The following is a 10,958-nucleotide window of genomic DNA, read 5'->3' as shown; positions in this document are numbered from 1 at the left end:
GATGCCTCCATGGAGGCATCGGCGGGCTGGTGGTTCCGGGCACGCCGCGTGACTCGCTGTTCATCCTGGACGCCATCCACAACCTGGACGGCAGCCCGAAGCCGCGGAAGGTGGCGTGATGGTCCGGCAGATCCACGCCGGCGACTGCCCCGACTTCATCGCCCAGCACGAGCGGCTCATGGAAGGCGCCGCCTCACTTGCCGGGCTCGGTGGGGGTTACTTGACGTCAAGGATCTGCCGGTAGAGCTGGCGGGCTCGTTCAAGGTTGCCTGCGCTGAGTTCCAGGTCGCCCAAGCCTTTGAGCGCCTGGGCCGCCGCGTCGGGGTCGCCGGTCTCGGTGGCCTGCCGGTACGGCTGGCGGGCTTCCTCCAGATTCCTGGCCTCCATCTCGCTTAGGCTGATGAGCGCTCCGACGCGTTCCTGTTCTAGCAGGGAGCCATCGAGTGGTGCCCTCAGCTCGTCCGGTCGGCCGGTCCAGAAGATCGTCGAGGCTAGGCCGACTTTGGGGGGTTCTGGCCAGACAGGCGCCCACCAGGTCGGCTAAGTCCATAGAAAGGCCCGTCAGGTCAGGATCGCCATGGAGGATGCGGTACATGATCGCGTGGTCGTGGCCGTCGCCGAAGGGGCTGCGACTGGTGGCGGCGAACACCAGCATCGCCCCCAGGGAGAACACGTCGCCGGCAGGGCCGACCTCGCCGCCCCGGACCTGTTGGGAGACATGAACGCAGGAGTGCCGATCACGGCTCCCGTGGCGGTGAATGAGGTGGCGTCCAACCTGCGGGCGACGCCGAAGTCGATGACACGAGGACCGTTGGCGGCCAGGATCACGTTGCCGGGTTTGAGGTCACGGTGCACGAGTTTGCACTGGTGGATCGCGGCCAGGCCCTCGGCCAGGCCTGCCCCCAGCACACCGACCGCGGCGGGCGGCAGCGGTCCGTGTATGGCGACGGCCTGCTTCAGGGACGGGCCGGTGATGTAGTCGGTAGCCAGCCATCGCGGATCGGCGTCGGTGTCGGCGTCCACCACCTGCGCGGTGTAAAACCCGCCGACCCGCCGGGCCGCCTCCGCCTCGATCGCGAACCGGTGCCGGAACCCCTCATCGTGGGCCAGTTCTGGTCGCACCACCTTCACGGCGACCGGCCGGCCGCCCCGGGAACTGCCTAGGAACACCTGTCCCATACCGCCCCACCTAGTCGCCCTTGCAGCTGTTAGGGGCCTACCTGGCGCGGATCACCTGCCCGCAGCGGCTCCATATGCCACCCTTTCGAAAGATGCGTGCAACAAGCCCAAATCCTTTCAGGAAAAAGCTGTTTCCTGGAGAGAATTGGCGCGGCGACGGTTGGGGCGTGGGTCCCCGCGATCACGCTCGTCTGGGGCTCAGGACATGTTCCTTACTGGCACCCCTTGATCGGACACTCGGACCGTGGTTCCACGATTCCTCCTTGACAGGTATTTCGTCCTCACTATAGTAGTTGCAGAACGCAATCACTATATTGGAAGAGGAGATGATGGGCCACTTCGTTTATTCGATGCAGGTGTCCCTCGACCTGCGGATCGAGCAAGTTCCGGGGGACAACGGTGCGGGCGAGTGGCTGCGCATCGACGAGGAACTGCACCGCGAGTTCAACGCGCTGACGCAGGCGCTCGCGCTCATGGTCCAGGGCCGGGTCTACTACGAGGTCATGGAGGAGTACTGGCCACAGGCGCGCGAGGACGCGTCGCTGCCGGACTTCATGCGTGAATACGGCGAGATCTGGACCGCCAAGCCCAAGGTGCTCGTCTCCCGCACCCGCCACAGCGCCGATCACAACACCCGGGTCATCGGCGGAGACGACGCGATCGAGCAGCTCGCCGCGCTCCGGGCCGGGACCGACGGCAGCATCAGTGTGGGCGGCGCGGCGCTCGCGACGCAGCTTCTCCGGGCTGGGCTGCTCGACGAGCTGCTGCTCTGCACCCATCCGGCAATCCTCGGCTTCGGCAGGCCGCTGTTCGACGATTACGACCTGCCGATCGAGCTCGACCTGCTCGAGCAGCGATCGTTCGAGCAGGGCGTCACGATGCATCGCTACGCCATCCGGGATGTAAAGGAGGCGAGCTCGTGCTGAGGCAGGTCGCGGAGGGTGTGCTGGTCCATCAGAGCGAGTTGCTCCAGAACAACACCGTTGTCGTGCAAGGCCGGACCGGCGTGTTGCTCATCGACCCCGGGATACAAGGCTCCGAAATGACCTGCCTCGCGAACGACCTTCGCGAGTTGGGCCAGCCCGTTGTGGCAGGCTTCTCGACGCATCCTGATTGGGATCACGTGCTCTGGCACGCCGAGCTCGGCGAAGCGCCCCGTTACGGTACAGCCCGCTGTGCGGCTTATATGCGAGATCTGCGGTCGAACGCGGGCTGGAAAGCCCGCGTCGCCGAGGGGTTGCCGCCGGAAATCGCCGAGGAGATACCACTGGACCTGTTCGGCCTCATTACCGGTTTGCCTGCCGGAACTGCGCGGATTCCTTGGGATGGCCCTCAAGTCCGGATTATTGAGCATCCGGCTCATGCCCCGGGCCATGCGGCGCTGTTGATCGAGGAGCGTGGGGTTCTCGTCGCCGGCGACATGCTTTCTGATGTCCTGATTCCGATGCTCGACGACTTGAACAGCACCAATGACCCGATCGAGGAGTACCTTGTTGGGCTGCGGCTGCTCGAGGGCGTGGCGGGCGACGTTGATGCCCTCGTCCCCGGTCACGGGTCTGCCGGCGGAGCTGATCAGGTACGCGCACGGATCGAACTTGACCGCGCGTACGTGCATGCCTTGCGTGACGGCCATGCTCCCGATGACCCGCGGCTCGGCCCATCGGCTAAGCCCGGCTGGGAATGGGTAAGCGACATACACGCAGGGCAAGCCCAGAGCCTCGCCCGAAGAAGCGAGCGCGACGGGACGCCCGGCTAGCGATCGGTGTGCAACACAGCCAGTACGCGCGGGTCGCCGGTCGGGATCCGGGGCAGCGGCACGACGTTCTCCAGGTGGTCGAGCTGGTCAGCGGGGGTTGCTCTCTGCGGCGGCGAGCTGGGCGTCTGCGAGAGTCTTGTGGACGACGCCGACGGAGACCTTTACTCCGGCGGCGATGGCGCGGATGGATTCGCCACGCTTGCGGCGGTCGAGGATCGCGGCGCGTTTGTCGTCGTCGACAACGGGTCGGCGGCCGCCGACCCGGCCGAGCGGTGTTCCGTTGGGGGATCCCCTAACGGAACACCCGCGAGTGGACACCTTGGCCAAAGGGCGGCTCAGATTTCCTTGACGAGGACGATGGCGTCGGTCTGGTCGGTGGTGGCCGGGTCGAGGGGGAGGTAAGTGTGGTCGGCCGGGACGCGGGGCGTTGGCTTCCGGTCGAGGACCGCGGCAAGGCGGACGGGATCGATGACGGCGCGAGCGTCGGGGAGGGCCGACAGTAGCCCTTCGAGAGTGTCGGGCTGGGGGACGTCGGAGCCGCGGGTGCCGAAGGTGGTGGCTGCGAAGGCGTACTGCTCACCGAGGCGGGTGCCAACGATTGCCCCGGCGCTCCACCATTCCAGCGTCCGGCCCGCCAGCGGGCCCCAGCCCTCGGGCAACAGCCAGCGGCTCCTGCCTTTCTGCAGGTGGCGGTTGTGGGCGAAGGCGAGGGTGGGGCCGCGACGGGCCTCGCGGCCCACGATGGCGTCGAGGTTGTCGGCCATCATCGCATCGCGCAGACACATCAGCATGCCGACGCGGGTGGGCGCCGTGTCGGCCATGCCGGCGTGGTAGCGCAGGAGCCCCGCAGCGGTGCGGGCGTACAGGTCAGCGCGCCACCAGCCGTCAGGAGAGGTGGCGGCCGTCAGGTGAGGGGTGTGCGCGGTGAGCAGCGCGCGCAGGTCGTCGACGATCAGGCGCAGTTCCTTGGCCTCAGGGGTGCGGCCGATGGACTGGGTGGGATCCGTGGTGACGGCCGGGTTGGTCCAGCGCTCGTCGGGGCCAAACAGCTCGTCGAGGGTTTCGCGACTCCAGGCCAGGTCGAGGTGGGCGGAGAGGTAATCGTGCAGTGCGGTCAATGCTGGGCGAGGGCCGGCGGCGCCAGTCATCTCCAGGGGGCCGTCGAAACCGTAGAAGCGGAGCCGCTCCTGCGGCGGACGCTGCGCGTTGTAGGCGCGCATCCAGCGCACGAGCTCGCGGTTGGCGGGTGAGGCGCCGAGGCCATGGCTGAAGCCGCGCCTCATCGCGTCGTCGAGGGTCCCGATGCCGGCGGTGACGTACGCGTCGGCAGCCAGGGCTGCCAGGCAGTCGCTCTCCATGGCGATCGAGCGGTAACCCTCGTGTTCGACGAGGTGGCGGAAGAGCTCGTTGCGCAGCTCGGGGAAGGCTTCGACGCCGTGAGTGGGCTCGCCGAGGCCGAGCAGGCGGGTGGCGCGGGGCAGCAGTGCGGTAAGGGTACCGCCGGTGAAGGGACGCACGGCGTCCCGGATCGAGATCGTCATTCCTTCAACTGTATCGTTGAACCTTTTGTGTAAACTTTGGCGACATTTCTGGCTGCTGATGAGGACATACCTTCAAAGTAGCGGTTGCGCCCCGCCGATCTGGTAAACGAGCAGGGCGGCGGCTGCATGCGGAGTTCCGTCCACTCGACCTGAACACCGACACGCCGGACACCGATCCCGACACCTGCAGATGCAACCGACCGGGGCCCCACTCGGGTCGGCGTCACCAGGGGCAAAGTAGCTCTGCGTGACGATGGTAACGGTGCGTGATTCGCAGATATGGCCAGCTGGCCTCTGACACTGGTGGGAGGGCCTACGAGGCCGGCCTCCGGAGAGGATTTCACCGTCGTCGCCGAGCTGCTCACCGAGCACGGCTTCGTTCGGCGGGCTAACGCCGGCTACTGCAGCGTGCGCTGGACCAGCTCCCGCCCCGATCTGCCGACGCTGCGGGTAGGGATGTTGAGCGCGGCATTGATCTCAGTCAGCGATCGGGTGCCGCTGGTTGGCGGGCTATCGGCACGTCCGCTGCGAGGGCAGCGCCCTCGTGGTCCGGCGCCGCACACAGCACCCCCGGAAAGATCCGTCATCGTGCGTCGCGTATCCCGAGGATGTAGGTCGCGGTAAGCGCAACGGCACGGTCCTCATCATGTGTCAGATCTGCGAGGGCTCGTGACGCTGTGATTCCCGGGATATCCGCGAGGGCCTGTGTCAGCCGTCGACGTGCAGACGATTCAACGCTGCCGTGGGTGAGGCGATCAACGAGCCTGATGGCGATCTGATCCGCCAACGCGGGACGACTCGCCAGCGCGCTCAGGGCATCGGCTGCATCGACGTCATTCGTCCCCTCGACGACCATATCGATGAGTGTCGGGACCGCGTCGGCTACTCCACGTGCCCCGAGCGCCAGAGCCGCATACCTGCGGACCACGATGTCGGGGTTCGCGATGGCGTCCTGCAACAGTGCGGTCGCCTCACCGTGCGGAATCTCGACGATGGACTGGACGGCACGTTTCCGCACCTCGGCCACTGGTGAGCCGAGACCCTCCGCCAGCAGCGCCAATCCGCCATCGCCCGACCGCGCCAACGCCCATCGAAGGGCTCCGGCGACGTTCGGGTCCGTCTCGCTCAGCGCTGCCTCGACCAGCGCTTCCACGGGCATCGGCGCCTCGTCGACCGAGGACAAGGCCGCGCGCTGGCGCTTCCCGGCGCTCTTCGACCCCAGCGCCTGCAGGAGTGCGACGATCTGGAGGACGTCCTCCCAACCGGCGGGTTCTACGGCGTCGATCCGGCGCAGGCGTGTGAGCAGCTCCGTTTCAGCCGCGATGCGTTCTCGCGTCTGGCGGATGAGGTCGTCGACGAGCTCCGAGGGCGTGAAGCCGGGATCATCGAGCGCGCGCCCGGCTTCACGAAGCGACAACCCCAAGGACCGCAGGCTCTCGATATGGAAGATCCGCCGAACGTCCTCGCTGGAGTACTCCCGATAGCCGGCGCCGCTACGACCCGTTGGCCGCACCAGGCCGAGCGAGTCGTAATGCCTGAGCATGCGGGCGCTGACCCCGGACCGTCGTGCCACATCACCGATCAACACGGCCCATCACCCCTCCTTGCTGGTCCCGCCGAGGGCTACCACGCGCTTGGCCTCCTCGATCGCGAACTCGAATCCGGCATCCGGGTCGCGCAACAGCCGTTCCGTGGCGACCGCGTGCGCGCGCACGCGCGGGTCGAGATCCGTCATCGCAACGCTCAGCGTGGGCACGATCACCTCACCGAGCGCCACCAGCGCCCGGCTGAGGCTCAGCTGCATCTCACGTTCGCCACGCCCGAGCTGTGTCGACAACACCGCGGCCAACTCGAGCTCTTCACCTTCGGGCACGAGCACGACCGCTGCCCGCCAAGCGCTCCGCGCCACCTCATCGTCGGCGTCGGACAGAAGCGCCCGTGTGATCGCCGGCCACGCTTGCCGATCCCCGATCTTGGACAGCGTGTGCAACGCCTGGCTTCGTGCCTGCGCACGCTCCGAGCGGACTTCGTTGAGAAGCTCTGGCACCGTCATGGATGCTGAGTGGCGGGTGAGCGCCCACGTCAGCATATCGCGCACGTGAAATTCGGGTTCGATCGCGCATCGTTCGATGAGCTTGTCGATGAACCGCGGGTCAGGGGTCGTGCCGACCGCCATCGCCGCCCGCAGCCGCACTGACGAGCGGCTGTCCTCCAACCCCTGGAAAGCTCGAATAGTATCCGTGTCCTGTTTCTGCATGGTCATCGGGACCACCTCCTTGGCAACAGTGAAGACCTTGTCACCGTGTCAAGGTCAAGCGGGGTCACGCCGCGAGATCAACAGGCACCCTGGCCCACTCGGGTCCGCGTCACCGAGTGCAAGGTAGCTCTGTGTGGCGGTGGTGACGTGTGTGGTTCTCAGAAATACTCATTTCCGAGAACGAGATCAACGCGGATTAAGGCTCACGACGTGATCCTTACCGCGCCACGTAGCGCCAAAATCCGGTCCGATCCTCCCCGGAGGCCGAGCCTCATGAAGGCGGTTGTCCAGGACGCGTTGGGTGTTCCTCAACAGCGGCGGCGAGGTCTACGTCGACGACCTTCGCGCCGAGTGGCCGACTATGCCAGCGGCCGAAGTTCTCCGCCGGTGTCCTCGATCGATCGGACACGTGTCGCGGTCGGCGGGCGGAGCAGTGTGACCCCGAGCGCGAAGGTCCAGAGGGTGAACGGCTCGAGGGCGAGCCGTTCGAGAATGCCGAACCAGAGGGCGGGCAGCCGGAGGACGAAGAACACTGTGCCGACGGTGCCCACCGCTCCGACGACGAGGGAGAAGGCGGCGAGCCGGCGTCTCTCGTGGCGCAGGGCGAGGCCGAGAAATATCGGCGCCATCACGGCGGGTAGCTGAAGCAGCGCCCCGAGGCTGTGCAGGTGCAGGGCGGTGTCGGAGGGGGCGAGACCGACCAGGACTCCGCCGGCACCGGCGAGGTTCACGCCGATCAGGGCCGCAGTCGTCAGCCGGGAGCGTGGCCAGGCCCGCCGGGTCAGGATCGCGCCGACGACGGTCGTCACGCCGACGAACACGAATCCGATGTTCATCAGCGAGTGCAGCGGCGAGCAGACGAAGATCTCGCGGCCGGGGAAGGGATTCGACTGTCCGCAGCTCGTGACGCCGAGATCGCTGATGGTGTTGGCCGTCAGGGAATAGGGCTCGGGCCAGGCCAGCGCCACCACGAGCTGGATCGGGAAGTAGAGGATGGTCAGCGTCCAGGCTGCGGCGCCGAGCCGGGTGCGGTTCGTCAGGGCCGGCATGTCACTGTGCGATCGCTTGCGAGGTGCGGGCCGGAGCTCCCCGGAGCCGGGCGGCACCGAGGCAGATGATCCAGAGGTTCACGCCGATGGTCGCGCCGGCGAAGACCAGCCAGTCAGGGAGGAGGTTGACGCGCAGAGCGAGCGTGAGCCCGCCGACGACCGAGAACGCGCCGAGCGCGACGGCGGTCCAGCCGAGGACCGGGCGGGCGGTGAGCACAAGGGAGGATCCCGCCAGGATCGGGGCGAGGCCGTAGAGGATGACGACCCAGGTCAGGGCCGTTCCGACGAGCGCGGCGGGAGCGATCTCGGCGATGGCCTCGAACGTCTCCCTCGATGCGCCGGGTTCGGACCAGAGCGCCGCCAGGGCGGTCATCCCGATCCCGTCGATGGAGAACTGCACGGCCATCACCGCGGCCCCGACCAGCGCGGCGTGGCCTGCCGCTGCGGCCGGCCACCGGCCGGTCGGAGTCGCCCGGTCGACGCATCGGCCGGCCAATCCGATCGACCAGAGCACGGCGCCGAGAATCGAGACGATGTGGACCAGCGCGTATGCGGGATGGTCGGCCACGAACTGAAGGGCGGCCGCGCCCGAGTCCTCGGGCAGGTCTCCGTGGGTGGCTCCCCCGATCAGCCCGGCCGCGCCGCCGACGATCAGGAAGACCGGCCCGACCTGTGCGACGGGACGTCGTTTCCCGGTCATCGCTCGACCTCGTCACCCACGATGAGGTCTGCCGTACGCTCGAGCACCGCTCGCGCGGCCGGCGGATCGAGCCGGACCCCTTTCACGACGGCGATCACCAACTCGACCAGGCCGGTGTCGCCGTCGAGGAGCTGCCCGAGCCCGAACCGCCAGCCCTGCTCGACTCGATCGATGATCGCCCGCACCTGCGCGTCCCTTCGGGCCCGCAGGTCGATCTCGGCGAGCACCACGAAGAGGTCGGGCTCGGTTTCCATCATCTCGGCGAGAATGCGGACGTGGCCCCGTAGACGCTCGCCGGCGGACGATCCGGGGGGAATCGTTCGGTACAGAGGCGCGGTCGCTCTGTTGACGACCGCCTCGATCAGATCCTGCTTGGTCGCAAAGTGGTGGTGGATCGTCGAATGGTCGATCCCGGCCGCACCGGCGACCTCTCGAAGGCGCAACCCCTCGAAACCATGCCGGGCGATCGACTCGAACGCGGCCTCGACCAACGCCGCCCTGCGATCGATCGGCGCCTGTGTGGCGTTCATAGCGATGATCTTATCCCCCAAGCACTTGCTTGTCAACCAAGTGGTTGGGGGAGTTGAACGGCGACCCGGAACGCTTGGCGGCGGGCCGTTGATGCGGCAGAGTGAAACATTGTTTCCCTTCTGGAGGTCGCGCTGTGCGTTACGTCATCATCGGTTGCGGCAACGTGGGCATGGAACTCGCCCGCCGCTGGACCTCCGCGGGTCATCATGTGACCGGCACCACCACCTCGGCCGGGCGTGTCGACGAGCTCAAGGCCGCCTGTGCCGACGTGGCGATCCTGCGGGGCAGCGACAGCGCGGCGGTGCGGGACGCGACGTGCGACGCCGACGCCGTCGTGCTGACGGTGAGCCCGCGGGTCGCCCGCTCCTTTGACGCGAACGGCCGGATCGCCGAGTACGCGGACACGCTCACCGCCACCGCGCGGACCGCCGCCGCCGTGCACCCAAGAGTCGTCTTCACCAGTTCGACGTCCGTCTACGGTTCCGGTGACGGGCGACCGCTGGACGAGTCGAGCCCGACGACCGACGATCCGGACGCGTCGCCGCGCAACTTCGTCGCCGCCGAGGACGCCGTCCTGGCCACACCGCGCGGGGCGGTGGTGCGCATCCCCGACGTGTACGGGCATCCGCGCGACATCGACTACGTGACCAGGGTGAGGCTCGTCCACGAGATGCTCGGCGGCAGCGTGCCGTTCGCGGCGGACGCCCTGCTGTACCGCGTCGACTACCGCGACGCGGCCGCCGCGCTCGACTTCGTGGTGAGCCACGACCTCGTCGGAGTCTTCAACGCGGTCCCGGACGCGACCGTGCCGCCGACCAACGGGGAGGCGTTCGGCCGGATCTGTGCCGAACAGGGCTGGCCCGGGCTGAGCTACCGCGCCGAGATCAAGACCCCGTCCGTCCCCGTGTCCTCCGCCAGACTACGGGCGGAGGGTTTCAGCTTCGCGCACTGACGGGCCCCAGCCCGGTCACTCCTCCGCCCCGGCGAGGTGACGGCCCACCAGCCGGCCGAAGGCCATGGCGGGAGTGAGGCACATGCCGGAACAGAACGCGTTGCCGTTGACGGCGGCGGAGCCGATCACCTCACCGACCGCGTACAGGCCGGGAATGATCCGGCCGTCGCCGCGACGCACCCGCAGCCGCGCGTCCACGTCGAGTCCCGCGAAGGTGATCAGGGTGACCGGGTGGTTCTCGATCGCGTAGTACGGCGGCTCGGTGATCGGCGCGGGCAGGTGGGCGCGGGCGAAGTCGGGGTCCTGCCCCGCTGCCACGAAGAGGTTGTACCGGGCCACCTCGTCGATGAGCCCGGCCGCGTCGATGCCCGCGCGCTCGGCGAGTCCGGCCAGGTCGGAGGCCTGGTGCACGCCGCGGCGGCGCCCGCACCGCGCGACCAGCTCGGCCGGACTCCACCCGTGGACCATCGGCTGCGACTCGCGCAGCGCCCGCGCGTCGAACACCATCCAGAAGGTCATCCGCTCGATGGTGGTGAGCACCCGTTCCTTGCGGTCGATGCTCGGCTCGTCCTCGGCGATCCAGCGACGGCCACGCCGGTCGACGTAGATCTCCCAGGGCGGCCGCTCGACGGCCACCAGCTGGGGCCGGTGCGACCAGTCCACCCGCAGGTCCCCGTCGTGCGGGGGCAGCCCGCCGAAGGTCGGGATGTACATGCCGGAACCTTGCAGACCGGCCCCGGCCCGCCGGCCCATCAGCAGTCCGTCGCCGGTGGAGGTGGGGGCCGCCGAGGTGGTCAGCGGCGCGCCCTCCAACTCGGCGAACAGGTCCGGCTCGTACCCGAACCCGCCGGTGGCGAGCACCACCGAGGGTGCCCGCCACCGGGTGCCGTCCTCGATGATCACCCCGGTCACCGCGCCGTCCTCGATCAGCAGCTCGGTGACCCGTGCCTCGCAGCGCAGGTCGATCCGGCCGGCGGCGCGGTGCGCGTCCAG

General features: G+C 68.2%; 13 protein-coding genes. 3 read left to right on the top strand and 10 right to left on the bottom strand.

Going from position 1 to position 10,958, the window contains the following annotated elements; translation table 11 throughout:
• Positions 1-216: 216 nt before the first annotated feature.
• Both ABZ260_RS36625 and ABZ260_RS36620 read right to left on the bottom strand, forming a co-directional pair.
• Complete coding sequence (locus tag ABZ260_RS36625; protein ID WP_355626743.1) at positions 217-387, bottom strand: tetratricopeptide repeat protein; 171 nt, start codon at positions 385-387, stop codon at positions 217-219.
• Positions 388-561: 174 nt separating this feature from the next.
• A complete protein-coding gene (locus tag ABZ260_RS36620) occupies positions 562-1,179 on the bottom strand; it encodes a serine/threonine-protein kinase (RefSeq protein ID WP_355626742.1) in 618 nt (205 codons plus the stop codon).
• Positions 1,180-1,472: 293 nt separating this feature from the next.
• Here ABZ260_RS36620 and ABZ260_RS36615 point away from each other — a divergent pair, with 293 nt between their 5' ends.
• On the top strand, positions 1,473-2,105 hold the full coding sequence (locus ABZ260_RS36615; RefSeq protein ID WP_355626740.1) for a dihydrofolate reductase family protein: 633 nt from the start codon (positions 1,473-1,475) through the stop codon (positions 2,103-2,105).
• Positions 2,099-2,935, top strand: a complete 837-nt coding sequence (locus ABZ260_RS36610; RefSeq protein WP_355626738.1) for an MBL fold metallo-hydrolase — start codon at positions 2,099-2,101, stop codon at positions 2,933-2,935. Before ABZ260_RS36615 ends, ABZ260_RS36610 begins: the two co-directional genes overlap by 7 nt.
• Before the next feature lie 87 nt (positions 2,936-3,022).
• On the opposite strand, the gene ABZ260_RS36605 is transcribed toward ABZ260_RS36610, so the two are convergent.
• The 7 genes from ABZ260_RS36605 to ABZ260_RS36575 form a co-directional block, all read right to left on the bottom strand.
• Positions 3,023-3,262: a hypothetical protein gene (locus tag ABZ260_RS36605; protein ID WP_355626736.1), complete on the bottom strand. Its 240-nt coding sequence runs from the start codon at positions 3,260-3,262 to the stop codon at positions 3,023-3,025.
• Between the two features lie 8 nt (positions 3,263-3,270).
• Positions 3,271-4,476 carry an erythromycin esterase family protein gene (locus tag ABZ260_RS36600; RefSeq protein WP_355626734.1) on the bottom strand — a complete coding sequence of 402 codons (1,206 nt, stop codon included), beginning with the start codon at positions 4,474-4,476 and terminating at the stop codon, positions 3,271-3,273.
• A 583-nt stretch (positions 4,477-5,059) separates the two neighbouring features.
• Positions 5,060-6,064 carry a HEAT repeat domain-containing protein gene (locus ABZ260_RS36595; protein WP_355626732.1) on the bottom strand — a complete coding sequence of 335 codons (1,005 nt, stop codon included), beginning with the start codon at positions 6,062-6,064 and terminating at the stop codon, positions 5,060-5,062.
• Positions 6,065-6,070: 6 nt separating this feature from the next.
• Entirely contained in the window at positions 6,071-6,733 is a 663-nt protein-coding gene (locus tag ABZ260_RS36590) for a HEAT repeat domain-containing protein (protein ID WP_355626744.1), read from the bottom strand.
• Between the two features lie 359 nt (positions 6,734-7,092).
• Positions 7,093-7,782: a DUF998 domain-containing protein gene (locus ABZ260_RS36585; RefSeq protein ID WP_355626730.1), complete on the bottom strand. Its 690-nt coding sequence runs from the start codon at positions 7,780-7,782 to the stop codon at positions 7,093-7,095.
• Between the two features lies 1 nt (position 7,783).
• Positions 7,784-8,482 (bottom strand): hypothetical protein, encoded by a 699-nt coding sequence (locus ABZ260_RS36580; RefSeq protein ID WP_355626729.1) that lies wholly within the window; start codon positions 8,480-8,482, stop codon positions 7,784-7,786.
• Positions 8,479-9,012, bottom strand: a complete 534-nt coding sequence (locus ABZ260_RS36575; protein ID WP_355626727.1) for a helix-turn-helix domain-containing protein — start codon at positions 9,010-9,012, stop codon at positions 8,479-8,481. The genes ABZ260_RS36580 and ABZ260_RS36575 overlap by 4 nt, the downstream gene beginning before the upstream one ends.
• 134 nt (positions 9,013-9,146) lie before the next feature.
• On the opposite strand from ABZ260_RS36575, the gene ABZ260_RS36570 reads away from it, so the two are divergent.
• On the top strand, positions 9,147-9,965 hold the full coding sequence (locus tag ABZ260_RS36570) for an NAD(P)-binding domain-containing protein (RefSeq protein WP_355626725.1): 819 nt from the start codon (positions 9,147-9,149) through the stop codon (positions 9,963-9,965).
• Positions 9,966-9,980: 15 nt separating this feature from the next.
• Here the strand turns inward: ABZ260_RS36570 and ABZ260_RS36565 are convergent.
• The coding region (locus ABZ260_RS36565) for an FAD-binding protein (protein ID WP_355626724.1) at positions 9,981-10,958 on the bottom strand (978 nt) is incomplete at its 5' end.

This window comes from Streptosporangium sp. NPDC006013 (genome assembly GCF_040614275.1).
In the GTDB taxonomy this organism is placed as follows: Bacteria; Actinomycetota; Actinomycetes; order Streptosporangiales; family Streptosporangiaceae; genus Streptosporangium.
Note: the sequence above shows the minus strand (reverse complement) of the source record. Positions and strands in the feature narration are given on the sequence as shown.

What these genes read in the sequence shown, in the direction of transcription:
- ABZ260_RS36620 (WP_355626742.1), bottom strand. Translation starts at nt 1,179, where the DNA reads ATGGGACAGGTGTTCCTAGGCAGTTCCCGGGGCGGCCGGCCGGTCGCC.
- ABZ260_RS36575 (WP_355626727.1), bottom strand. Translation starts at nt 9,012, where the DNA reads ATGAACGCCACACAGGCGCCGATCGATCGCAGGGCGGCGTTGGTCGAG.
- ABZ260_RS36625 (WP_355626743.1), bottom strand. Translation starts at nt 387, where the DNA reads ATGGAGGCCAGGAATCTGGAGGAAGCCCGCCAGCCGTACCGGCAGGCC.
- ABZ260_RS36580 (WP_355626729.1), bottom strand. Translation starts at nt 8,482, where the DNA reads ATGACCGGGAAACGACGTCCCGTCGCACAGGTCGGGCCGGTCTTCCTG.
- ABZ260_RS36585 (WP_355626730.1), bottom strand. Translation starts at nt 7,782, where the DNA reads ATGCCGGCCCTGACGAACCGCACCCGGCTCGGCGCCGCAGCCTGGACG.
- ABZ260_RS36590 (WP_355626744.1), bottom strand. Translation starts at nt 6,733, where the DNA reads ATGCAGAAACAGGACACGGATACTATTCGAGCTTTCCAGGGGTTGGAG.
- ABZ260_RS36600 (WP_355626734.1), bottom strand. Translation starts at nt 4,476, where the DNA reads ATGACGATCTCGATCCGGGACGCCGTGCGTCCCTTCACCGGCGGTACC.